Origin of the sequence: Sulfurimonas sp. (assembly GCF_041563035.1) — a bacterium.
In the GTDB taxonomy this organism is placed as follows: Bacteria; Campylobacterota; Campylobacteria; order Campylobacterales; family Sulfurimonadaceae; genus Sulfurimonas.
Map to the genome: position 1 here is coordinate 249,379 of NZ_JBFFNS010000001.1, position 25,845 is coordinate 275,223.

24 protein-coding genes are annotated in these 25,845 nt (G+C 27.7%); all 24 read left to right on the top strand.

Annotation, left to right across the window (positions count from 1 at the left end; genetic code table 11):
• Window positions 1-3: 3 nt before the first annotated feature.
• The 24 genes from ABZC13_RS01185 (at window position 4) to ABZC13_RS01300 (ending at window position 25,845) form a co-directional block, all read left to right on the top strand.
• Window positions 4-795 carry a DNA ligase gene (locus tag ABZC13_RS01185; protein WP_372998769.1) on the top strand — a complete coding sequence of 264 codons (792 nt, stop codon included), beginning with the start codon at window positions 4-6 and terminating at the stop codon, window positions 793-795.
• Between the two features lie 11 nt (window positions 796-806).
• Window positions 807-2,009 carry a glucose-6-phosphate isomerase gene (locus ABZC13_RS01190; RefSeq protein WP_372998772.1) on the top strand — a complete coding sequence of 401 codons (1,203 nt, stop codon included), beginning with the start codon at window positions 807-809 and terminating at the stop codon, window positions 2,007-2,009.
• Between the two features lie 2 nt (window positions 2,010-2,011).
• Window positions 2,012-3,049 (top strand): SDR family oxidoreductase, encoded by a 1,038-nt coding sequence (locus ABZC13_RS01195; RefSeq protein WP_372998774.1) that lies wholly within the window; start codon window positions 2,012-2,014, stop codon window positions 3,047-3,049.
• 4 nt (window positions 3,050-3,053) lie between these two features.
• Window positions 3,054-4,307: a Vi polysaccharide biosynthesis UDP-N-acetylglucosamine C-6 dehydrogenase TviB gene (gene tviB / locus ABZC13_RS01200; RefSeq protein ID WP_372998777.1), complete on the top strand. Its 1,254-nt coding sequence runs from the start codon at window positions 3,054-3,056 to the stop codon at window positions 4,305-4,307.
• A complete protein-coding gene (locus ABZC13_RS01205; RefSeq protein ID WP_372998780.1) occupies window positions 4,308-6,002 on the top strand; it encodes an ATP-binding cassette domain-containing protein in 1,695 nt (564 codons plus the stop codon).
• Window positions 5,992-7,452 carry an MBOAT family protein gene (locus tag ABZC13_RS01210; protein WP_372998783.1) on the top strand — a complete coding sequence of 487 codons (1,461 nt, stop codon included), beginning with the start codon at window positions 5,992-5,994 and terminating at the stop codon, window positions 7,450-7,452. The genes ABZC13_RS01205 and ABZC13_RS01210 overlap by 11 nt, the downstream gene beginning before the upstream one ends.
• An 11-nt stretch (window positions 7,453-7,463) precedes the next feature.
• Window positions 7,464-8,543, top strand: a complete 1,080-nt coding sequence (locus tag ABZC13_RS01215; protein ID WP_372998786.1) for a hypothetical protein — start codon at window positions 7,464-7,466, stop codon at window positions 8,541-8,543.
• A gap of 96 nt (window positions 8,544-8,639) precedes the next feature.
• Window positions 8,640-9,935, top strand: a complete 1,296-nt coding sequence (locus ABZC13_RS01220) for a UDP binding domain-containing protein (protein WP_372998789.1) — start codon at window positions 8,640-8,642, stop codon at window positions 9,933-9,935.
• A gap of 3 nt (window positions 9,936-9,938) precedes the next feature.
• Window positions 9,939-11,621 (top strand): asparagine synthase (glutamine-hydrolyzing), encoded by a 1,683-nt coding sequence (gene asnB / locus ABZC13_RS01225; protein WP_372998793.1) that lies wholly within the window; start codon window positions 9,939-9,941, stop codon window positions 11,619-11,621.
• Entirely contained in the window at window positions 11,621-12,694 is a 1,074-nt protein-coding gene (locus tag ABZC13_RS01230; RefSeq protein WP_372998796.1) for a radical SAM/SPASM domain-containing protein, read from the top strand. The genes asnB and ABZC13_RS01230 overlap by 1 nt, the downstream gene beginning before the upstream one ends.
• The gene (locus tag ABZC13_RS01235) at window positions 12,694-13,371 is read left to right on the top strand and encodes a cytidylyltransferase domain-containing protein (protein ID WP_372998799.1); all 678 of its coding nucleotides are present in this window, start codon (window positions 12,694-12,696) and stop codon (window positions 13,369-13,371) included. The genes ABZC13_RS01230 and ABZC13_RS01235 overlap by 1 nt, the downstream gene beginning before the upstream one ends.
• Window positions 13,364-14,089, top strand: a complete 726-nt coding sequence (locus ABZC13_RS01240; protein ID WP_372998802.1) for a WbqC family protein — start codon at window positions 13,364-13,366, stop codon at window positions 14,087-14,089. The genes ABZC13_RS01235 and ABZC13_RS01240 overlap by 8 nt, the downstream gene beginning before the upstream one ends.
• Window positions 14,082-15,131, top strand: coding sequence for an N-acetylneuraminate synthase family protein (locus tag ABZC13_RS01245; protein WP_372998805.1), 1,050 nt, complete (start codon window positions 14,082-14,084; stop codon window positions 15,129-15,131). Before ABZC13_RS01240 ends, ABZC13_RS01245 begins: the two co-directional genes overlap by 8 nt.
• Complete coding sequence (locus ABZC13_RS01250; protein ID WP_372998808.1) at window positions 15,128-16,135, top strand: hypothetical protein; 1,008 nt, start codon at window positions 15,128-15,130, stop codon at window positions 16,133-16,135. The genes ABZC13_RS01245 and ABZC13_RS01250 overlap by 4 nt, the downstream gene beginning before the upstream one ends.
• Entirely contained in the window at window positions 16,128-16,781 is a 654-nt protein-coding gene (locus tag ABZC13_RS01255) for a PIG-L deacetylase family protein (protein ID WP_372998811.1), read from the top strand. The genes ABZC13_RS01250 and ABZC13_RS01255 overlap by 8 nt, the downstream gene beginning before the upstream one ends.
• Entirely contained in the window at window positions 16,782-17,789 is a 1,008-nt protein-coding gene (locus ABZC13_RS01260; protein ID WP_372998814.1) for a class I SAM-dependent methyltransferase, read from the top strand.
• 1 nt (window position 17,790) lies between these two features.
• Window positions 17,791-19,296 carry a hypothetical protein gene (locus tag ABZC13_RS01265; RefSeq protein WP_372998817.1) on the top strand — a complete coding sequence of 502 codons (1,506 nt, stop codon included), beginning with the start codon at window positions 17,791-17,793 and terminating at the stop codon, window positions 19,294-19,296.
• Window positions 19,297-19,371: 75 nt separating this feature from the next.
• Window positions 19,372-20,376 carry a UDP-N-acetylglucosamine 4,6-dehydratase (inverting) gene (gene pseB / locus ABZC13_RS01270; protein WP_372998820.1) on the top strand — a complete coding sequence of 335 codons (1,005 nt, stop codon included), beginning with the start codon at window positions 19,372-19,374 and terminating at the stop codon, window positions 20,374-20,376.
• Window positions 20,366-21,259 carry an NAD(P)-dependent oxidoreductase gene (locus ABZC13_RS01275; protein WP_372998823.1) on the top strand — a complete coding sequence of 298 codons (894 nt, stop codon included), beginning with the start codon at window positions 20,366-20,368 and terminating at the stop codon, window positions 21,257-21,259. Before pseB ends, ABZC13_RS01275 begins: the two co-directional genes overlap by 11 nt.
• Window positions 21,259-22,338: an N-acetylneuraminate synthase family protein gene (locus ABZC13_RS01280; protein ID WP_372998826.1), complete on the top strand. Its 1,080-nt coding sequence runs from the start codon at window positions 21,259-21,261 to the stop codon at window positions 22,336-22,338. Before ABZC13_RS01275 ends, ABZC13_RS01280 begins: the two co-directional genes overlap by 1 nt.
• Window positions 22,331-22,861 (top strand): GNAT family N-acetyltransferase, encoded by a 531-nt coding sequence (locus tag ABZC13_RS01285; protein ID WP_372998829.1) that lies wholly within the window; start codon window positions 22,331-22,333, stop codon window positions 22,859-22,861. The genes ABZC13_RS01280 and ABZC13_RS01285 overlap by 8 nt, the downstream gene beginning before the upstream one ends.
• A complete protein-coding gene (locus tag ABZC13_RS01290; RefSeq protein WP_372998832.1) occupies window positions 22,848-23,765 on the top strand; it encodes an aldo/keto reductase in 918 nt (305 codons plus the stop codon). The genes ABZC13_RS01285 and ABZC13_RS01290 overlap by 14 nt, the downstream gene beginning before the upstream one ends.
• Window positions 23,765-24,535: a cytidylyltransferase domain-containing protein gene (locus tag ABZC13_RS01295; protein WP_372998835.1), complete on the top strand. Its 771-nt coding sequence runs from the start codon at window positions 23,765-23,767 to the stop codon at window positions 24,533-24,535. Before ABZC13_RS01290 ends, ABZC13_RS01295 begins: the two co-directional genes overlap by 1 nt.
• Window positions 24,535-25,845 (top strand): aminotransferase class III-fold pyridoxal phosphate-dependent enzyme, encoded by a 1,311-nt coding sequence (locus ABZC13_RS01300; RefSeq protein WP_372998839.1) that lies wholly within the window; start codon window positions 24,535-24,537, stop codon window positions 25,843-25,845. The genes ABZC13_RS01295 and ABZC13_RS01300 overlap by 1 nt, the downstream gene beginning before the upstream one ends.

Below are 25,845 nucleotides of genomic sequence, written 5' to 3' on the forward strand. Positions count from 1 at the left end.
TAGATGAGATATCTTTTAGTTATTCTACTCTTTTCATCTCTTTTTGCACAGAAGCCTGAACTTTTGCTTTTAAATAAGTATAGTAAAGATATGAATGTGACTTCTTGGTATATGAGTGAAAAACTTGATGGTGTTAGAGCCTTCTGGGATGGAGAAAAACTAATTTCTCGTTCTGGAAAAACTTTTTCAACTCCTATTTTCTTTACAAAAGATTTTCCAAAACATAAGTTAGACGGAGAACTTTGGACTAAGAGAAGTGATTTCTCAAATGTATCCTCAATTGTAAATAAAAAAAAGCTTCACAGCGGATGGAAAAATCTAACTTATAATATTTTTGAAGTTCCAGATGCAAAAGGGAATCTTTTAGAGAGACTAAAAAGTGTTAAAACTACCAAATACATAAAAACAATAAAACAGATAAAAATTATAGATAAAAAGCATTTAGATAATTTCTTAAAAAGTATAGAGAAAAAAGGTGGAGAAGGAGTTGTTGTTCGTGATGGAAGTCTAAACTACTATACAGGTAGAGATGACAAGGCTTTAAAAGTAAAGAGTTATATTGACGAAGAGTGTAAAGTAATAGGACACAATGATGGTCAAGGCAAATATGAAGGTATGGTTGGCTCACTGTCTTGTAGAATGAAAAATATGCAAGTTATTAAAATTGGAAGTGGTCTAAATAATTATCAAAGAGAAAATCCACCAAAAATAGGTGCTATAATAACATTTAAATATTATGGACTGACTTCAAAAGGTAATCCTAGATTCCCAGTGTTCCTACATGAAAGATACTAAAAAGAAGAGATATGAAATACCAACACAACTTTAATCCAAGTATATCAGATGCAGATGTCTTTAATGAGATTGAAAAAGAGAAAAAAAGTATAGGTTATTATAATCTTGTTCATCAAGATACTACCCTTTTTAAAGAGTATGCGAAAAGTGTTAAACAGACAAATATTGTCGTAATCGGTATAGGTGGAAGTACTCTCGGAACTTATGCAATATATAAGTTTTTAAAACACTCAAAAACACTCACTAAACAACTCTATTTCCTAGAAACAACAGATCCTATAGATATAAAGTCAAAAGTTGAAGCTATAGATTTAGATGATACACTTTTTATTGTTATCTCTAAATCAGGTACAACTATAGAAACGGTCTCAATATTTAAGTATATAAACTCTCTGGTAAAGTGTGATAAAGACAATACTCTAGTGATAACTGAGCATGATTCCAAACTTAATACTTATGCAAAAACTAATAATATAAAAACTTTTGAGATACCAAAAGATGTAGGTGGTAGATTTTCTGTATTTAGTGCTGTTGGACTACTTCCTCTTTCTATAGTTGGAATAGACATAGATGAACTTCTAGAAGGTACAAAAGAAATATATGCTTCTTTTTTTGAGAGAAAAGAGGTTTATAACAGACTTATTAAAAAAGCTAGATTTTTTGTGGAATATAAAAATAGCTTTAATATAAATGTAGTCTTCTCTTACTCTTCAAGACTTGAAGGTTTTAATAAATGGTATATACAACTTTGGGGGGAAAGCTTAGGCAAGGTTGATATAAATAGTACTAGGCAAGGACTTACTCCTATTGGAATAATTGGGCCAATAGATCAGCACTCTTTTTTACAGCTTATAGTAGAGGGAAGAAGAGATAAGACAGTAACGGTTATAAAAGTAGACGACTTCGATAGTGATTTAAAAATCCCATATACTAAACTTGATGGATTAGAAGAATTAGGTTATATTGATAATATTAAGTTTTCTTCACTTATAAATCAGCAAGCAGATGCTACAATTGAATCTATAAATAACTTAAATGATATTCCGTGTGATGTTATTACAATAGATGATGTTAGTGAGAAAGCAATATCGGCTCTTATGTATGAGTATGAACTGCTTACCTCTATATGTGCTAAGTTTATGTATATTAATGCTTATGACCAACCTGGCGTTGAAGCCGGAAAGATTATATTAAAAGAAAAGTTGAATAAATAATTATGAAGTTTAATGAAGTTAAAGAAGAATTGTTAAGAAATAAAAAGACGTGGCTTATAACTGGAGTTGCTGGATTTATAGGTTCCAATTTAGCAGAAGCCCTTTTAAAATTAAACCAAAAAGTTATAGGTTTGGATAATTTTTCTACAGGCTATCAGCATAACATTGAAGATATAAAAAATAATTTAACATCTGAGCAGTGGAGAAGTTTTTCATTTACAGAGGGTGATATTAAAGATTATGAAACTTGTTATGAAATAACAAAAGGTGTAGATATTATCTTACACCAAGCTGCATTAGGATCTGTACCTAGATCAATTAATGATCCTATAACATCAAATCTTTCAAATGTTACCGGTTTTTTAAATATGTTAACAGCTGCTAAAAATAATGGAGTAAAAAGATTTGTATATGCATCTTCTAGCTCAGTTTATGGTGATTCCATGGAGCTTCCAAAAGTTGAAGAAAGAACAGGGAATTTACTCTCCCCCTATGCTGTAACTAAGATGACAAATGAATTATATGGTGGAGTTTTTTATAAAACATATGGTTTAGAAACTATAGGAATAAGATATTTTAATGTTTTTGGAAAAAGACAAAACCCAAATGGTGCATATGCGGCTGTAATACCAAAATGGCTAAGTTCTCTCATTAATAATGAAGATGTTTTTATTAATGGTGATGGAGAGACTAGCAGAGACTTTACATATATTGCAAATGTCATACAATCAAATATACTTTGTGGTACAACTACAACAAAAGAAGCATATGGAGAAGTTTTTAACGGTGGAATTGGTGGACGCTTAACACTTAATAAACTTTACAGTTCTATCAGTAGAGAACTTAAAGAAAATTTAGAAAATTTTGTGACTAAAGAGCCTGTTTACAGAGAGTTTAGAGCAGGAGATATCAGACATTCCAATGCTAATATAGATAAATTAAAAAAAGCAACACAGTATGAACCAACACATGATATTGATAGAGGTCTTCATGAGTCAATTAAGTGGTATATAGAAAATTTAAAACAGATTTCGGAATAATATAATGAAAAACTATAAGATATGTGTGATAGGTTTGGGGTATGTGGGTCTTCCATTGGCTCACGCTTTTAGTAGTAAATATCAAGTAATCGGTTTAGATATTTATAAAACTAGAATAGATGAACTTAATCGTGCCTATGATAAAACATTAGAATTAAATGAAGAGCAATTACAAGAAGCACTACAAAATAATATAAAATTCACTTGTGATATAGAAGATATTAAAGATTGTAATGTTTACATAGTAACAGTACCAACTCCGATAGACAAAAATAAACGACCTGATTTGACACCACTTATAAAAGCTAGCGAAACAGTAGGTAAGGTCCTTAAAAAAGATGATATTGTCATTTATGAATCAACAGTATACCCTGGAGCAACAGAAGAAGAGTGTGTTCCTGTGCTTGAAAAGTTTTCATCTCTTGTGTTTAACAAAGAATTCTATTGTGGATACTCTCCTGAGAGAATAAATCCAGGAGATAAAGAACATACTGTAACAAAGATATTAAAAGTGACAGCAGGAAGTACCCCTGAGATAGGTAAAATAGTAAATGATTTGTATTCAAGTATTATCACTGCAGGTACTCATTTGGCTCCAACTATTAAAGTAGCAGAAGCAGCGAAGGTAATAGAAAACTCTCAAAGAGATATAAACATAGCATTTGTAAATGAACTAGCAATTATATTTAATAAACTTGGGATTAATACAAATGATGTTTTAGAAGCTGCTGGAACTAAGTGGAACTTTTTACCATTTAAACCTGGTCTTGTCGGTGGTCATTGTATAGGTGTTGATCCATATTATTTAACACACAAAGCACAAAGTGTAGGATATAACCCTGAAATAATACTTGCAGGTAGAAGATTAAATGATAATATGGGAATTTATGTGGCTAATCAAGTTATAAAATTAATGATTAAAAAAGAGCATAAAGTAGAAGGATCAAAAGTATTAGTTCTAGGTATTACGTTTAAAGAAAATTGTCCTGATATTAGAAACAGTAGAGTGATAGATGTAATTGAAGAACTTCGAGAGTTCGGATGTAATGTTGATATATACGACCCATGGGTGGATAAAGCAGAAGTTATTAGAGAATACAATCTTAAACTTCAAGAAAATATAGAATCGTCAAAGTATGATGCAATAGTTTTGGCAGTTGCTCACAACGAATTTAAAATATTAGACTTCTCAAATTTATGTAACACAGTTGTTTATGATATAAAGTCAATTTTAAATGATTCTGATGGTCATTTATAAATGTTAAATAAGTTAAGAGATATATTAACAAGGAGAGATAAGAAATTTTTATTATTATTAATATTTTTTTCTATATTCATTTCTATAATTGAAGTGATTGGTATCTCAGCAATTATGCCTTTTATGTCTATTGCAATGGATTTTAATAATATACATATAAATAAATATTATATGTATATTTATAATTTATTTCAACTAAAAACAGATGTTAATTTTGTTATGCTTTTCGGAATTGTATTGATTGTATTTTACATATTTAGAAGTGCTATTAACATATTTTATGCATATCTTCTAGCGAAATTTTCTTATGGTAGATATTATCTTATAGCATATAGATTGTTTGAAAATTATATGGGGATGTCATATAAAAATTTTGTAAAAAAGAATTCATCAATATTAACAAAATCAATTGTAACAGAGGCTTCTAATTTAACAAGTTTATTGTCATCAGTGTTATTTATGATTAGTGAAATATTTGTAGTGGTATTAATTTATGGATTGATGTTATATGTAAATTACAAAGTTACGCTATTGCTAACACTATTTTTATTAATAAATGCTATTCTTATGATTAAAACAATATCTAACAAAATTAAAAAGCAAGGTACTAACAGAGCTAAGATTCAAGAGAATTTTTATGAAATAATAAACAAAAGTTTCGGAAATTTTAAGTTTATAAAACTTCAAGCCACTGATAATACTGTGCTAAAAGATTTTTCTAATGCAAGTTATAATTATTCTAAAACAAATATAATTGCACAAACTTTATTACAGATACCAAGATTGCTATTGGAAGCAATTGCTTTTAGTCTGATAATTGGTATAGTTTTGTATCTGGTTTGGAAATATGAAGATGATATTTCCACAGTCTTATCACTTCTTTCTATGTTCGTATTAGCACTTTATAGACTTATGCCATCAATTAATAGAATATTAAATAGTTACAATAATATTTTGTTTACATATAAAGCACTCGATATAATACATAATGATTTGATGTACGATAATGAAATCCTGGGGGAAGATAACATATCATTTAACAAAGAAATAATTATTAAAAATTTAAACTTTGAATATGAAAAAAATAAGCCTATAATAAAAAATATAAATATAAAAATTAATAAAGGTTCCAAAATTGCATTTGTAGGAGAAAGTGGTAGCGGAAAGAGCACATTGGTTGATTTAGTTATTGGGCTTTATAAGCCACACCATGGAACAATAAGTGTTGATGACATTAAACTAGATGATAGAAATATTAAATCATGGAGGAGTAAAATAGGTTACATTCCTCAATCTGTTTATCTGTTTGATGGTACTGTTGGAGAGAATGTTTCATTTTATAGTGAATATGACAAAGGAAAAATTATAGAATGTTTAAAGCAGGCTAAAATCTATGATTTTTTAGAAAAAAAAGATGGACTAGATACTATTGTTGGTGAGGGTGGCATTATGCTCAGCGGTGGACAAAAACAACGAATAGCAATAGCACGAGCATTATATATAGAACCAGAAATTTTAGTGCTTGATGAAGCGACCTCAGCACTTGATGATGAAACTGAATCACAGATTATGGATGAAATATATGATATTAGTAAAGATAAAACATTACTAATAATTGCTCATAGGTTAAGTACAATACAAAGATGTGAAAAAGTATATAAAATAAGAAATGGTAATATTGAGAATGCTATTTAATAGTTACGAATTCATATTTTTCTTTTTACCATTTACTTTTTTTATATACTTTTATTTTTTAAATAAAAGACTTATAACTAGTGCAAAAGGTTTTTTAGTATTTGCTTCATTATTCTTTTACTCTTGGTGGAATATTACTTATCTACCTCTTATTCTTTCCTCTATGTTATTTAACTATGTAATTGGAAATAGTCTGAATGAGAATTTAAAAAAAATAAAAATAAGTAAAAAAGCCCTACTTACTTTTGGAATAATTGCTAATTTATCATTACTTGGATATTTTAAATATAGTGACTTTTTGCTAGAGAACTTTAACTTAGCATTTGACGGCTCAGCACCTTTACTGCATTTAGCATTACCATTAGCTATCTCATTCTTTACTTTTCAGCAAATAGCTTATCTAGTTGATAGTTACAGAGGTGAGACTAGTGAATATGACTTTTTAAACTATGCACTCTTTGTTACATTTTTTCCGCAACTTATAGCAGGTCCTATTGTTCACCACTCTGAGATGATGCCTCAGTTTGCTTCCCGCTGGAACTTAGCCAAAAACTATAAGAACATAGCTACTGGACTTTTTATATTTTCAATAGGTTTATTTAAAAAAGTTGTTATTGCAGATACATTTGCCACTTGGGCTACAAATGGGTTTGACAACGCAGAAGTGTTAAATCTTATAGAAGCTTGGGTTACTAGTCTTTCTTATACATTTCAGCTTTACTTTGATTTTAGTGGCTATACGGATATGGCAATAGGTTTAGCACTACTATTTAATATCAGACTTCCAATTAACTTTAATTCCCCATATAAAGCAACTAACATACAAGACTTCTGGAGAAGATGGCATATTACACTAAGTAGGTTTTTAAAAGATTATATATATATTCCTTTAGGTGGGAATAGAAAAGGAAACTTTAGAACATATAATAATCTAATGGCAACTTTTATACTCGGTGGAATCTGGCATGGCGCAGGCTGGACATTTGTGTTTTGGGGATTTTTACATGGATTTGCTTTAGTTATTCACAAAGCTTGGGGTAAACTAGAATTTAAACTTTGGAGTTGGTTAGCTTGGCTTATTACTTTTAACTTTATCAATATTGCTTGGGTTTTCTTTAGGGCTAAGGAGTGGCGCGATGCGTTGAAAGTCTTGAGCTCTATGTTTAGTTTAGATAATATTGTATTACACCCAGTATTTCAAAGTAAACTGTCATTTTTAGGTGAATATGGCATTTCATTTGGTGGAATGTTTGAAGATATTCATGGTAGTAAGTGGAGTGTAGTTTGGTTACTTGTTGTATTAGTTTTAGTACTTAGATTTAGAAACTCTATAGAAAAATCAGATAGCTTTAAACTCAATTATAAAACTGTTTTATTTTCTAGTTTTATTTTTGTTATAAGTGCACTATATCTAAATAAAGTATCTGAATTTTTATACTTTAACTTTTAATGGATAATAATATGAACGCTAAAAAATGGATAAAAATATGGATAATAATACTAATTATTATTCCAATGGTAGGTGGATTTAATTATTTAACTGATTCATTAGGAATATTAAATGACAAAGGCTATTTAGATAAGGCTGCAAAAGATCTAGCCAGTGGTAATATGATTGCAGGATTAAAAAACTTTGATGAGAGACTTTTTAAAAAAAAAGTCATTGAAAATATAAAAGATGATATTGATTGGATTGCAATTGGTTCATCAAGAACAATGCAGTTAAGGAAAAGAACATTTTTAAAGCAAAATGAAAAGTTTCATAACTATTCAGTGTCAGGTGCTTCATTGGAAGATTTTATAGCTTTAGTGTCAATACATATAGACAATCAAGGAAAACTTCCAAAGCATATTGTACTAGGGATAGATCCATGGATCTTTAATAAGTATAGTGGACAAAATGGGTATTTATCTATTGTTGATGATTATAATAAATTAATAAGCAATATTAACAATAAACAAAACATTGATTTAAAACCACAATATATTAATAAATTATTTTCAATAGAATATTTAATAGAAAATTTTAAATTCTTTATGGATAATGTGAACAATAAATTAAAGGGATATTATATTGTTAATTCAATTGAGATAGATGCTAGAATTACAGAACTGGATGGTTCAATACAATACCCGTATAAGTATAGAAGACCAAGCAATATAATAGTAGAAGAAGCCGCTATAAAATATACTAAAGGTAGGGTCTATGCTTTGGATAGGTTTACAAAATTAAATAATCTGGAATTATTTAAAGAATTTGTATTATACTTAAAAGATGGAGGGGTAGATGTGGTTTTCTTTTTACCACCTTATAACCCTATATCTTACGACTTACTATTAGACAATGAAAAATATTTGATCATTAATAAAGTAGAAAAATATTTATTTGATTTTGCAAAGAAATATAATATAAAATTATTTGGTTCTTATAATCCACATAAGTATAAGTTGACTAGTAAAGACTTTTTTGATGGTATGCATGGAAAAGATATTGTTTACACAAGAATTTTTAAAAATAAAAGCATAAATAAAGAACATTAAATATATATATGAATATAAGGGTGAAATATTAATATATATTAAGTATAATACATCGATTTTATACAGATAGTATTGGATCATGTGAAGGAATAATTAATGATAAATAGTAAAAAAGTAGCAATATATGGATTAGGGTATTTAGGATACACAACTTTATCAAATTTGGTGGATAATTATATAGATTGTTATGTATATGATTATAAAGATGATAGGCGTGATTCGAAAGACTCTGTTAAATTGTTTAATGACTTTTTTGATAATTTATTTCTAACTGAAAATAGCTATAAATCTAAAAAATCATTAGTCAATTTTTGTAGCGATACAGAATTGTTTCAGATGCAAGACATTAATACACATCTTATATGTATTCCAACAGAGGATGCTGGAGTGCCAAATGTTGAATTATTGGAGAAAATAATTTCCAGTTTCAGGAAAATAAAAAATAACAAGATACATATCATTATAGAATCTACGTTGTATCCCAAAATTATTAAGAATATCATTCTTCCAAAACTTAGTAGTAGTGGTATGGAAATCGATAAAGATTTTTTCTTGTCTTTTGTTGTAAGACAAGATGTTATTAAAAGTCTTGATGATTTAAAAAAAGATAACACATATATGTTGTCTGCCATATCAGATTTGTCATTAATTGAGGTAGAAAATTTTTATAGTTATATTGGGCAAAATTATATAATCACTAAAGATTATGAAGTTCTTGAAATTATAAAACATGTAGAAAATAGTTTAGAACATTTGCACCAATCTTTTGCAAATCAAATACTATTGTCGTTTCCTGAAATTAATATAAATGAAGTTTTTAAGTTACTTCAAGAACATAAAGGGATTGATTTAAGCAGTTCAATAGGTTCTAATGGATTTGCTATACCTGTTTCAAGTAGAGTGTTGCTTGATAGCATTGAGAACCAGAATAGTTTATCCCTATTAAAAGAAAGTATTCTAGTTGATATGTCAATGATTACAGTAGTTAAGGATGATTTAACAAAAAATAATATTAAAAAAGTACTTATTTTAGGCGTCTCGTCGGAAAAAGATGTAAAACAAGACATATTCAGTACATATTTAAGATTAGCAACATATTTAAATGAAAGTAATTTTGAAGTTTTTATTTATGATCCATTTTTTGATAGCTATGAATTAAATTCTATAACAAATGTAAATATTGTTAGTGATATAGATAATATTCAGAATGATATTGAAGGCGTTATAGTTGGAACAAAACATAGTTGGATAAAGTTTTTAGATATGGAAGTATTTATAAGTAATTTCGCACAAACGAAGTATTTTTTAGATAATGGAAGTTTTTCAAGCATAGAAACAAAAATTTATAATTATAAATCTATTGGGCAAGCAAATTGCTTTAAGGACTTATAAGGTATGTGTGGTGTTGTTGGTATTTACTACTTTGATAAAAATAATAAAGATTTAAAAAGTCAAAACTATAAACATAAATTACCTAAAATGCTTAAAGAGATTAGGCATAGAGGAGATGATCAAGAAGAATTTGGAAGACTGAAAAACTCTGTGCAAGGAATGTCTAGATTATCAATTGTTAGTACAAAGAAGGATATTATTCCATATACGAATGAAGATGATACTATCTCGTTAGTATATAATGGAGAAATATATAATTATCTTGATTTAAAATCATCATTAAAAAATAAACATACTTTCAAATCTAACACTGATACAGAATACATCCTACATGGTTATGAAGATTATGGTATAAATATCATAAACGAATTTAATGGCATGTATGCATTTTCATTATTTGATTCAAACAAAGATGAACTTTATTTAGTTAGAGACAAAGCTGGTGAAAAATTTTTATATTATTATGAAGACCACGAAAAAGTCGTATATGCAAGTGAAATAAAAGCTATTGTTAGTATTTTAAGGGCTGAGGAACAACATTGTAATTCATATGAAATGTTTGAAGCTTGTTTTGGACAAGATACATTATTTAAAAACATTAAATTAATTGAACCAGGACAATATGTAAAGTTTAACTTTAATAAAAAGAAGATTGTAAACTATTGGCGCATTTGTGATAATTTAATTTATGTAAAAGATGATATTGCACAGATAGAGAAAGACTTGACAGAATTGATAGTTGACTCTATTGAACTAAGAACAAAAAATAGACAGTATCCTTTTGGTGCTTTAGTGAGTGGTGGCATTGATAGTGGTCTAATAGCTGCTATTGCCAAGCCTGATTTTATTTATTCAACAACATATAGAGGACTTGGCAAAGAATTTAGCGAAATTGAGTACGCAGAAGCTATCGCTACAAAAATAGGGAAAAAATTACAAATTATAGAACCAACGAAAGAAGATTTTATGAAGTATCGGAATGAAGTAGCATATCATCTAGATACGCCGGCTACTTGGACTGGATTTAATCTTTACATGACTTATGAAGCAGTTTCAAAAGACACTAAAATTGCATTAACTGGTGAAGGCGTGGATGAGATGTTTGGTGGTTATCATAGATACCATTTATTACATCATGATATGCAAATATATAATTTAGATGCATTGGAAAATTATGATTATTTGATAGGTAAGTATTATGGTAAACCTTCTGATAGGTATATTAAGTTGATAAATAGAAGTGAAAAGATATTTCAAGATAAATATATGGACTACATGAAATCGATTGTAGAACCAAGTTTTTCTTTTTTTGATAAAAATGTTATTCATGCAATGGGAAATGTTGACTTTTATTCAACATTGCAAATTATTTTACAAATGGCTGATAGAATGAGTATGGCTCATACTGTAGAAAATAGGGCACCTTTTTTAGATCATAGGTTAATGCAATATGCATTTTCTATGCCAGAGAAATATAAAATAGAAAATGGTATAACAAAAAATATCATTAAAAAAATAGCAAAAAAGTTTTTACCAGAATCTGTAGTAGAAAGAAAAGATAAGAGAGGATTCTTAATGCCTTTTAATTTATGGTTTCCAAATGAAGGAAATAAATATGACAGAACTAAGTATAAAGATATGGTATATTCAGATTGGAAAAATACATTTTTTAAGGGAAGTAAATAATGTCTAAAAAAATTAATAATGTGCAACATAGCATTGATACAGAAGAAAGAGAAGATAGATTTAATGAGATAAGATCGTATGGTTACGAAGAAGAGTACAAAAAGAATAGATACGAATGGGACTATAATCCAACAAATAATATCGTTGCTGATTATCCATTGCATGTAGATTTAGAATTGGCTTCAGTTTGTAATTTAAACTGTCCTATGTGTTATACAATTACAGATGACTTTAAAAATAAAGTAAATGCTAGTTTGATGTCTTTTGAATTATTTAAAAAAGTAATTGATGAGATTTCTCAGAATAATGTTTATTCTATTCGTTTAAGTCTAAGAGGAGAATCTTCTTTACACAAAAACTTTATAGAGTGCATTAAATATGCAAAAGAAAAGGGGATTAAGGAAGTATCTACATTAACTGCTGGAAAAAAACTTATAGACAAGAACTTTGTAAAGCAAATGGTGGAAGCTGGTATAGATTGGATTACAGTTTCAGTTGATGGTGTAGATGAAGTTTATGAATCAATTAGAAAACCTATTAAATTTGATGAAATTAAGCAAGCATTGAGGAATATAGTTGAAATTAAAAATGAAAATACTAGTATAAAACCTGCTGTTAAAATACAAGGTATTTGGCCTGCAGTGAATAAAAATGTAAACAAATATCTAGATGTTTTTACTCCATTAACAGATTTAATATACACTAATCCATTGGTAGATTATTTATCTCTAGATGAGCTAAAAGATATTGAATATGTAACTAATTTTAAATGTCATCAGCCATTTCAGCGTTTAGTTATTGACTCTAATGGCAAAGTAATGGCTTGTGCAAATGATCAGATGGGAAGTATATGCATAGGTGATGCAAATACAATGAGTGTACATGAAATATGGCATAGTGAAAAAATGCAAGAGTTTAGAAAAGACCATATAGGTAATAACGCTATAGATAAGTATGATATATGTAAACAATGTCAAGTGCCAAGGGAAAGAGATTATGAAGAGATTGTTATAAAAGGTAAAATATTTAGAATAGATAATTATAAAAATAGAAGCCAAAAAATAGGCTCATGATGAAAACTGTAATTATACTACAAGCAAGAATGAATTCTTCTAGATTACCTGGTAAGATTCTCATGAATTTAAATGGTAAAACTGTTTTAGAAAGGGTAATAGAAAGATTGAAAACTTTTTCAAAAGCTGATGATTTAATAGTAGCAACAACAAATACTTCTAACGATGATTCAACTTGTGAACTTTTAGAAAAAATTGGTGTTAAATATTTTAGAGGTTCAGAAGATAATGTTTTGGAAAGGTATTATTTATGCGCTAAAGAGAATGATGCAACTCAGATAATTAGAGCAACAGCTGATGATCCTTTAACTGATATAAGTCTACTTGACAAAATGTTTACCACCCATTTATATCTTGAATGTGACTATACATTTACTTCTGGTTATCCTATCGGAGTTCAAGAAGAAATAGTGACTTTTAATGCATTGAAAAAATGCTATAAGAACTCTACTAAAGAAAATCATTTTGAACATGTACTTGAATATATATTTGAAAATAAAAGTGATTTTAATATAAATGAAGTTATTGCTCCAAAAGAGCTAAATAGAGAAGATGTAAGAGTAACACTAGACACTAAAGAGGATTTTGAGATAATAAAAAAATATTACTCCAAATATAATTATTTAGAATTAGAGAGTGAAGAAATTATAAAGATATGGGATGAAATAAATGCTTGATTTATCTAACAAACTTGTTTGCATTACTCAGCCAGAACATTTACCTTGGTTAGGGTATCTAGATAAGATAGCTCAGTCAGATTATCTAATTTTTTTAGATAATGTACAATTTAAAAAAAGGCATTTTGAGAATAGGAATAAAATCAGAGTTAATAATAAAGATGGATTTCTATGGTTAACAGTGCCAGTTATTACAAAAGGAAAATATGAACAAAAAATCAATGAAGTTGAAATTGATTATTCTGGTAACTGGATAGATAAATACTTGAAGTCTATAGAGTATAATTACAATAAATCCAAGTATTTTAATTGTTATTTTAATGATTTAAAAGATATTTTATATAAGAAACATAAATATTTGGTTGATTTAAATATAGATATTATTAATTTTATGAAAGTATCTTTTGGACTAAATACTAAGTTTTTGAAAGCATCAGAAATTTGTAATGATGGAAAATCATCTGAATTGATTTTAAATATATTAAAATCTCTAAATTCAAATAAGTATTTTTCAGGTAAGTTTGGCGGGATAGATGTTGACCTATTGGAAATAAATACAATTAAAGTATCCTTCCAAGATTTTAAAGAGCCTAAGTATAGCCAGCTAACTGATGAATATTTACCTGGAATGGCATTTATAGATTTGTTGTTTAATCATGGAGAGAATGGATTACAATTAATTTATGGAAATACAATGAATAAGGAAAAAAATGTTTGATTTTAATAAGGAAATAAATTTAGATGGTACTCTTGTATCAAAGGCAGCACCAACATATTTTATAGCAGAAATAGGTGGAAATTTTTCTACTTTTGAAGAAGCAAAGAAGTTAATAGATGATGCAAAAGTCTCTGGTGCTAATAGTGTTAAGTTTCAAACACTTGAGGCAGAGACAATTACTACTAAAAATAACTATATAGGTTTTAATAAGGATAATCCTACTCGTCAATATGATAATTTTAAAAGCTCTGAAATATCAAAAGAACTACAAATTGAAGTAGTTAAATATGCAAAAAAAATTGGATTAACAGTTTTTTCTGCTCCATCACATATAAAAGATTTCGAGTTTATGGAGTCTGAATTGGATATACCTATATATAAGATAGGTTCTGATTTACTAACACATATCCCATTATTGATAGAAATTGCAAAGACAAAGAAGCCTATGATACTATCAACTGGTTTATCTACTATGCAAGAAATCAGAGATAGTGTAGAAGCAATACACAGTACTGGCTTTAAAGATTTAATTTTACTACAGTGTGTATCTAACTACCCGTGTGCTTATGATGAAGTAAATTTAAATGCAATGTTAAGTATGCAAAATGAATTTGGTTGTTTGGTTGGTTATTCTGATCATACTTTAGATATTGAGATTTCACTTGCTGCATCAGTAATGGGTGCTTGTGTAATAGAACGACATTTTACATACGATAAAACATTACCCGGTCCTGATCATAAATTATCTTCTACTAAAGAAGAATTTAAAAAATTAATAACATATACAAGAAATATTGAATTAGCAACTGGAACAGGAATTAAAGTACCTACATATTCAGAGCTAAAATCTAGAGAAACAAATAGGTGCTCTATAATTGTTATGAATAACATGAAAAATGGTGATGTTATTACTGCAAATGATATTGATATAAGAAGGCCGGGGAATGGTTTAGCTCCTAAGTATTATGATACGGTAATTGGCAAAAAAATTAAAATTGATATCAAAGCTGAAACACCACTTTTGAGTAATATGTTAGAATGAAAATAATAATACGAGCGGATGGAAGTAACTATAGAGGTATGGGACATATCTCTAAGCAGGTAACTTTATATAAAGAATTAAGTTCTATTGGTCATGAGTTGTTATTTGTTACTAAACATAACGTTAGTACTTTAAGTATATTAGATATAAATAATGTAAATTATATTTCTTTTGAGGGTGACAAATATTTTAATATATATGAAATTATAGGTACTTTTATTCCAGATTTAATTATTCTAGATATTTTAGATACTTCTATGCAGTATATTGATAATTTAAAACAGAACAATGTGAAAATAATAACTTTTGATAATACAGATGAAAGTTCATTTATGTGTGATATGATATTTAATGTTATGTATTATCATAATAATAATTTGAAAGAAAAATATAAAAATTTTACAGTACTTCATGAAGGCTATAAATATATAATAATGAACAGTAAATATAGTGTTTTTAGTAAAGAGATTGGTAGCGAGGTTAAAAATATATTATTAACTCAAGGTGGGTCTGATACATCAGAAAAAACACCTTTTTTATTGAGTATATTATTAAATTTGGGTTGTAAATATAATATTGAAGTGGTTATTGGTCCCGCATTCTCTAATAATAATATATATGAGATAGAAAAAATTGCTTCAGAAAACACTAATATAAATATTAATTATAAACCATCTAGTTTATTTGAATTAATTAAAAAATCTGATTTAGTTGTAACTGCTGGTGGAACAACAATGTGGGAAATCGCAGCATTAAAAATTCCAATGTATGTTTACGTGAATGAAGCATTTGAGGATGAAACAGCAACCATAATTAAAGAGTTGGGATTTGCACTTTATAATGGTTTTAATCCAAGTAAAAATGATATAATAGAGAATTTAAAGAATATTGTTACAAATTTTGAAATAAGAGAAGAACTGCATAATAATATGAAAAAATATAATATATCAAGCGGAGTAAGTAGAATTGTTAATTTAATAGATGAGGGCAATAAAAATGTTTAAAAATAAAACTATTTTATGTATTTCAGCACATATGGATGATATAGAGTTTGGATGTGCAGGCTTAATTAAAACTCTCGAAAATGATAGTGTAATTTATGTGTTAGCTCTTAGTAAAGATAGAAAAGATTCCAAAGGCAGTATTCAAGAAGTTAGAGATTTAGATGAACAGTATAAATCTTTAGAATTTTTAAATGTACCAAAAAGTAACTTATTTATTTCAGAAAATATACCTGGACAACTTTTTCCTGAATATAGACAAGAAATATTAGAAGAGATGTATAGGGTAAAGTCTTTAATTAATCCAGATATTGTAATAACAACCAGTGAAAATGACATTCACCAAGATCACAGAACAGTAAATAAGTGTGCTCAAAAAGCTTTTAGTCGTACTACAAGATTGTCTTACGAAATTGTAAATGCAACGGATGGTTTCCTCCCAAATATATTTTTTGAGATTACAGAAGAAGCATTGAAAGCAAAGGTAATGGCTATTGATTCATATAAAACACAACAGGATTCAAGTATAACCTCTGGTGATTATTTCTCTGAAGAAATAATAAAATCTTTAGCTGTAAGTAGAGGTGCACGGGTAGGTGTTAAATATGCAGAAGCATTTGAATGCGAGAATATATTAATAGGGCTATAGATGATAAATAAAAATGATTTTGATGGTTCATTGAAGTTTGGTGTAAAAGAATTTATTAAAAATACAAAAAGAGATGTTTTAGCAAGTAAACAATTAGAATTTAGAAAATCTTTAATTGATATTAACAATAACTTACTCGAAGGAATATATGATATTAGATCTTGTCCTTGTTGTGATTCAGATAAATACATTCTAATTTTTAAAAAGTTAGGTTTTTCTCATGTAAAGTGTATAGATTGTAATATGATTTACACTTTAGAGGTTTTAAAAGATGATGTAGTTGAAGAATATTATAAATTAAATGAATTAAATGACGAACATCATAAAATGATTAATGCACAAATCGATAACAAACTTGATATTTTAAGGTTTGACTATTGTTTGAATGAAATTTTAAAACACTTTAATACGCCAAATAATATTTTAGATATTGGATGTGGTACAGGACTATTTTTAGAAAGAGCTAAATTAAGAGGTTTACAACCAGTAGGGGTAGAACTTAATAATTATGCAAAAGAATTAACTTCTAAAAGAGGTATTGCGGTTTATGGAGAATTGATAGAAAATATAAAATTTAAAGAAAAATTTGATATTGTTACTCTTTGGACAGTTTTGGAACATATTGTTAATCCAAAAAATTTTATTGAAAATATAATTTCAAATATGAACGATAAATCGCTTTTAATCATTGAAGTACCTAATATAAATGGATTCGCCACTTCATTGTTGAGGGAAAAAAGTTCAACTTTTGCAGGTGATCAGCATGTAACATTTTTTTCTTTAGAGACAATGACAAAGTTTTTAGAAAATTTTGGATTTGAACTTCTACATGCACAGACGTATATTTCTGAAATTAGAACAGCAGTTAATTACCTGAACTATGAAGATCCTTATTCTGGAGAAACTCCATTAGAAAAATATCCTAATATTACCCCTGAATGGATTCATCATAACCTTATGGGACATAGATTATTTGCAATATTTTCCTTAAATAAAAAAGAATTATAATTTGGGTAAAAATAAAAGTATTTATGAAAATTTAACTGAATTTTATAATAAAAATGAACCTAACTTTTTAATTATTGAAGATATCTTATATAAAGATTTTGATATACCACACAAAATAACAAAAGATACTATTAAAAATATGCTATCTGAAGCATTTGATAATTCAAGGATGACAAATTTAAACAAGTATAGCTTTTTAAAATCATTTTTAATTTATTATGGCGTCATGTTTTATTTTTTACTTTTAAGTATTTTTGGTAAAAAAGATAAAGATAAGAATAAAATAAAAAAAGTTGATGTAATATTTGATTATTGGACTCTTAATGCTGACAAGTTTTATAAATTATTTTATAAATTGTTGGGAGAGCATGCCGTTGGTTTAATTATTACAGGAAAGAATATTTTATCAAAAGATATTAATAATAATATTTTAATAATAGATACGTCTACATCTGCATATAGTAAATATTTTACAAAAGCTGTTAGTTTAAAAATATTTAAAAAACAAATATTGAAATTTTATATATATAGTAATTTATCAAAAAAAATGAATTTCAATATGGTAAATATTATTTTAAGATTATTGAAAAATATTGCATCATCTAGAACTGATATGAACGAAGTAAATGCTAGAGTTTTGTTAAGTGCAAATGATAATGGTTACAATGCAATGAGATATTATTTTTATAAAGAAAATATTGATAAAACCATTTTGATACAAAATGGACATAGACAAGGGTATCTTACAAATTGTGATGGGGATTGTTTTACTTACTGTGATTACTACATAGGTTTTGGAAAAGAAAATATTGATGCACAAATTGAAATGAATTGCTCAAATAAATTAACATATGGTACATTAAATAATGATATTTTGTTGAAAACATATGAGTTAAACAGTGAAAAAAATATATATGATGTTCTATATATGGAAGAATATATTTTTGAAAAAAATCCAAGAGTCGAACCTAGAAGTTATAGGAAAAATATGGAATATTTATGTAGGTTTACAAGAGAACACCCTAAATTCAAAGTTGGATATAGGGTTAGAGAACCTAGATCGAATATTACTGATAAAATATTATTAAAAAACTTACAAACTTATGACAAAATGCTTAAAGAGTCAAATATTACTATTGATGATACAGAACATGAAAATTCATACTATGCTGTTTTGAATTCAAATGTCATTATATATTATGCAACTACTATTGGCGTAGAATCATTGGGAATAAATAAGAAGGTGCTAAATGTCAATATTGATAAATTGAATCCTAAACCAACATTTAATATTTCAGATAAAAATGAAATAGGTATGCTTGTTGATGATAATTATGATTTATTTGAAGAAAAGTTATTGTATTTATTGGAAAATGATAACGATGAAATAGATAATTATTATAAAAATAAGAAAAAATCAATGATGAACCAAGAAGAAAATTTACATGAAAAAATCTGTAACATTATAGAAAAAGAAATAATTAAATCTAAAAAAAGTAAATTATAACTTTGCAATATATGGTTATAATTAAAGAAGTAAAGATATAGTAAAATAATAAATATTTGTGGAGAGGTGAGTAAGATGTTTAATGATAAAAATATATTAATAACTGGTGGAACTGGTAGTTTTGGTAAAAAATATATTGAAATTATTTTATCTAAATATACACCCAATAAAATTATTATATTTAGTAGGGATGAAATCAAGCAACATGAGATGTCTAAAACTTTTAATAATGAGTGTATGAGATACTTCATCGGTGATGTTAGAGATGCTGAAAGATTGAAAGAAGCAATGAGTGGAGTTGATTTTGTTATTCATACAGCTGTATTGAAAAATACTTTTATTACTGAGTATAATCCAGTAGAATGTGTAAAAACAAATATTACGGGTAGTGAAAATGTAATAAAAGCTGCAATACATAATAATGTTGAAAAAGTGATATCTTTATCTACTGCTAAAGCAGCAAGCCCAATTAATCTTTATGGCGCTACAAAATTAACTTCAGATAAACTTTTTGTTGCAGCAAATAATATGGTTGGAAATCATAGAACTAAATTTGCAGTAGTTCGATATGGAAACGTTATAGGTAGCCGAGGTTCTGTTATACCATTTTTTCAAGAATTAATTAAAGAAGGATCCGAATCATTACCAATAACTGATACAGGAATGACAAGATTTTTAATTACACTTTCGGATGGAGTAGAGTTTGTAGTTAAAAGTTTTGAAAGAATGCATGGTGGAGAAATATTTGTCCCTAAAACAGCTTCAATTAAAATAACAGATTTAGCATTATTTTTAGCTCCTGAGTTACCTCATAAAATAATTGGTATTAGAGCTGGGGAAAAATTACATGAAGTCATGTGCCCATCTGATGATAGTCATATTACATTAGAATTTGATGATCATTTTGTTATTAAACCTAGCATACAGATACTTTTTAAATCAGATTATTTAGTCAATAAACTTAACGAAAAAGGCAATGTAGTGAAGAGTGGATTTGAGTATAATTCTGGAAACAATAATGACTGGTTTACTAAAGAATCTTTCTTACAAGTACTTATGGAAAATAGTAGTGAAATATAAAATAGCAATTATTGGTGGTACAGGATTACTTGGGTCTAATTTGTTAAAGTTATACTCGAGTCATGATGTAATTTCTTTTTCAAGAATGAATGCCATGAATATTGATAATTCAAAAAATATAATTATAAATTTTAGTTTTTTAGAGAGAGATCTAACTAAGCATTTTGGATCTTGGAAACCAGATATTATAATAAATGCGGTAGGACTAGTTAATTTGCAGTTGTGTGAAGAAAATTTTTCTTTAGCTTATGATGTAAATGTTAGAATAGCAAAAGAATTAGCTTTAATATCTAGTAAGCTTGATATATATTTTATACATATCTCAACTGATCATTATTATAATGATTTAAAAACAAAACATAATGAAAAAGATGAAGTTTTATTTTTAAATTATTATTCTAAAACAAAATATGAAGCTGAAATAGAAGTTTTGAAAAACTATCATAAAACACTAGTAGTTAGAACAAATATTATTGGTTTTAGAAATAATAATGTAGATTCTTTCTTTGAATGGTTAATTAAATCAATGATAAACAAAAAGAGTATAAATTTATTTTCAAATTTTTATACATCACCAATAAGCGTTAGAGAGTTGGGTGATATATTACTTAAATGTTTTGATAAAAAATTAAAAGGTATATATAATATATCATCTACTGAAGTAATAGATAAGTACAATTTTGGTATCAAAACAGCAAGTAAGTTTAGCTTAACAACTGATAGTATAAGTAAGTCAGAAATAAATGAGAATGATACTAGTAGTTTGAGAAGAGCATTGACTTTGGGTTTGGATGTTTCTAAAATAGAAAATGTTCTCAATATAAAAATGCCTACAATTGATGAAACTTTAGATAGATTATATTGTGAATATAAAGGAAAATAATGAATAATAATAATTTTAAGATAGGGAATAGTGAAATAAATGCAGATTCAAAAACATACTTTATAGCTGATATTGCGGCAAATCATGATGGTGATTTAGAAAAAGCAAAAGACTTGATATATATGGCTAAGGAAGCCGGTGCTGATGCTGCAAAATTTCAACATTTTAAAGCAAAAACGATTGTGAGTGATTATGGTTTTAAAAATCTTGGTTCTAAAGCAAGTCATCAAAAAGCTTGGAAAAAGTCTATTTATGAGGTTTACGAGGATGCTGAAGTACCTTTAAATTGGACTGAAACACTTTTTGAAACATGTAGAAAAGCTGATATTGATTTTTTTACATCTCCTTATGATATAAATGAAATTGATTTTATTGATAAATTTATACCTGCTTATAAAGTTGGTTCTGGAGATATCACATTTCATGATATTGTAATGAAAATGGCAAATTATAAAAAACCTATTTTGATTGCTACGGGCGCGTCAAAATTAGATGAAGTTATAGAATTAATGCAAAAAGTTCAAAAGGTTAATAATGACATTGTTTTAATGCAGTGCAACACAAACTATACTGCTAATGATGAAAACTTTAAATATATTCAACTTAATGTATTAAAATCGTATGCACAGCTATTTCCAAACGCAATATTAGGTTTATCCGATCATACATTAGGACATACTACAGTTTTAGGAGCAGTTGCACTTGGAGCTAAAGTTATTGAGAAACATTTTACCAATAGTAATGATTTAGAAGGACCTGACCATAAATTTTCAATGAATCCAAAAACTTGGAGAGAAATGGTTGCTAGAACAAGGGAGTTGGAATATGCGCTTGGAGGATCTATAAAAAAAGTTGAAGATAATGAAATGGAAACGTGTATATTACAAAGACGTTGTTTAAGAGCGACAGCAGACTTGAAAAAAGGTGATATTATCAAAAGTAGTATGTTGGAAGTTTTAAGACCAGCGCCAAAAGGTTCAATTTTACCTTATGAGATAGATGAGATTATTGATAAGAAACTTAACAATAATCTGGTATCAGGTGCAGATTTAAAGTGGAGTGATATTAAAAATGATTAGTGGCACAAATATTGGATTAAGAGCTATTGAAAAAAATGATTTACCGCAATTAATGCAATGGCGAAATAATCCAGAATTAAGAAAGTATTTTAGAGAAACTAATGAGATTAATAGTATAAATCAGGAAAAGTGGTTTGAATCTGTTATTGCAAAAAACTCTATCCACAAGATGTTTTCAATTATTAAATTGGATACAAATGAACTGATGGGTGCATGTGGACTTTGTTATATAGATTGGGTTAACAGAAGTGCAGACTTTTCAATATATTTAGGTTATGACAATCTTTACATCGATGAAAAATATGCAATAGAAGCAGCAGAATTAATGAGAGATTACGGATTTAATATATTGAATTTGCATCGATTATGGGCTGAAATATATAGTATTGATGAACCTAAAAAGAACTTTTTTGATACTTTTGGATTTTCACTAGATGGAGAATTTAGAGAGACTTACTGGTATGATGGCAAATGGCATAATTCTTTATTTTATTCACTTTTGAGTAATTATGAAAACACTTAATTGGAATAATCATACTATCTCTAAACTATGTTTAGGAACTGTTCAATTTGGTTTGAACTATGGTATTGCAAATAAAGATGGTGAAGTGTCTCAACAAGAAGTAAATACAATATTAAAATATGTATTGTCTAAAGATATTAATTGCCTTGATACAGGCTCTATGTATGGAAATAGTGAAGAGAAGATAGGAAACTACTTAAAGGGTAATGATTTAGATACTATGATAATATCTAAAATAAAATCTGATTTTTTTCAAGTTGAACATGAACTATCTATACAGAATATAGAAAAGTCTTTAAAGTATTTATCATCTAATACATTATTTGCTTTATTATTACATAATATTGAGGCTATACAAAATTGGTCCTTAAAAGATACAGAACTTATATGTGAGCTAAAGAAACAAAACAAAATAAAATATTTTGGTGTGTCTATATATACAAATGATGAATTTAATCTTGCATTAAAAAATGACAATGTAGATATCATACAAATACCATTTAACTTACTTGACCAAAGAGCAATTAAGAATAATTGGCTTAAGAAAGCTAAAGAAAAGAACAAGCTAGTGTTTATAAGAAGTGTTTATTTACAAGGTTTAATTTTAATGGATAAATATAGTATCCCTACACATCTAGATAGTGCTAAACAATCTTTAAATATAATAGATGAAACAGCAAGAAAATTAAATATCACTAAAAATGAGCTAGCATTATCTTTTGTTAATCAAATGGCTAAGAATTCGATTTTATTGTTTGGATGTGATAGTTTAAAACAAGCTGCTGAAAATATAAATAATTACAATAATTTACCAAAACTAGATAGTCAAACTATAGAATATTTAACTAATAGCCTATCAAATATAGATGAATATATTTACAATCCATCAAAATGGAGTAAATAGTGAATTTAGCAATACTACAAGCTCGTATGAGTTCGACAAGGCTTCCAAATAAAGTCTTAAAAAAAGTAAACGATAAAGAGCTTTTAGCCTATGAATGTGAAAGACTTTTAAAATCTAAAAAGATTGATAAGCTCATTATCGCAACATCAAATGATAAAAGTGATGATGTAATAGAGAATTTTGGAACTGAATATAACATTGAGGTGTTTAGAGGTTCATTAAATGATGTATTATCAAGATATTATGAATGTGCAAAAGAGTTTAGAGATAAAGAAAATATTGATGATTTAAATATAATAAGAGTTACTGGGGATTGCCCAATTATAGACACTGAAGTTATTGATGAAGTTATTCAGTCTTTTGAGGATAATGATATTGATTATGCATCTAATACATTGGTGCCAACTTATCCTGATGGTATGGATATAGAAATTTGTACGTTTGAAGCACTGAAATATGCTTTTAATAATGCAACTTTAAAATCAGATAGGGAACATGTAACGCTGTATATAAAAAATAGTGAGAAGTTTAAAAAGTTTAATTATGAAGCTAAAAATGATTTTTCTAATTTAAGATTAACAGTAGATGAACAAAATGATTTTGATTTGATAAAAGATATTTTGGAAAACTTGTATCCAGTTAATAATGATTTTACATATCTTGATGTCATATCATATATGACGAGGAATCCAAATCTTTTTTTTATAAACTCTAGTATAAAAAGAGATGAAGGTTTAGAAAAATCACTAAAAGAAGAAGGGAGAATATAATGGGAAAATCACAAGACTTATATAAAAAAGCAAAAACTATAATTCCCGGTGGAACACAATTACTATCTAAAAGACCAGAAATGTATGGTGTTGATAATTGGCCAAGTTATTATAGTAAAGCAAAAGGTTGTAAAGTATGGGATCTTGATGATAAAAAGTACAGAGATTTCAGCTATATGGGTATTGGTGCTAATGTACTTGGTTATGCAGATAAAGATGTAAATAAAGCAGTTAAAAAGGCTGTGGATACTTCTAATATGTGTACTTTAAATGCTCCTCAAGAGGTCGAGTTGGCTGAGAAGCTTTGTGAAATTCATCCATGGGCTGAAATGGTACGATATACTAAAAGTGGAGGGGAAAGTGCAACTATTGCTATAAGAATTGCAAGAGCCAGTACAAAAAAAGATATAGTGCTTTTTTGTGGTTATCATGGCTGGCATGATTGGTACCTAGCAAGTAATTTGGGTGATGACAAAAATCTTGAAGGGCATCTACTCCCAGGACTTAGTCCATTGGGAGTTCCAAAGGGGTTAAAAGGTACATCTTTTCCATTTGCTTATAATGATAAAAAATCATTTGATGATTTGATAGAAAAACATGATGGTAAAATTGCGACTGTTATTATGGAACCACTTAGAAATACTTATCCAGATGCTGGATTTTTAGAACATATCAGAGAAGTAACTAAGAAAAAAAACATTGTACTTATATTTGATGAGATAAGCGCTGGATTTAGACTTTGTCTCGGTGGTAGTCACCTAATGCTTAATGTAGAACCAGATATTGCATTATTTGGAAAAGCATTATCTAATGGCTATCCAATGGCAACAGTAATAGGTAGAAGTTCAGTAATGGAAGCCGCGCAAGATTCTTTTATAAGTAGCACATACTGGACAGATAAAATTGGATTGGTCGCAGCACTTGAAACTATAAAAAAATATAAAGAAAATAAAGTAGAAAAAATACTTGATAAAAATGGTACTATGATACAAAATGGGTGGAAAAAACTAGCACGTAAAAATAATTTAAATATATCAATCATGGGTATTAAACCATTAAGTTATTTTTCTTTCAATTATGAAAATGACAAAGAGATAAAGACTCTCTTCATACAAGAAATGTTGAAAAATGGTTTTTTATCCACCACTGGTTATTATGCATCTTTTGCACATAAAGATGATGATATAAATGATTATTTAAAATCTGTTAATCGTGTTTTTAAGCTTATAGAAAAAGCTATAAAAGATAGTAATGTCAAAGAACTTTTGGAAAGTGAAGTTTGTCATGGTGGATTTAAAAGATTAACTTAA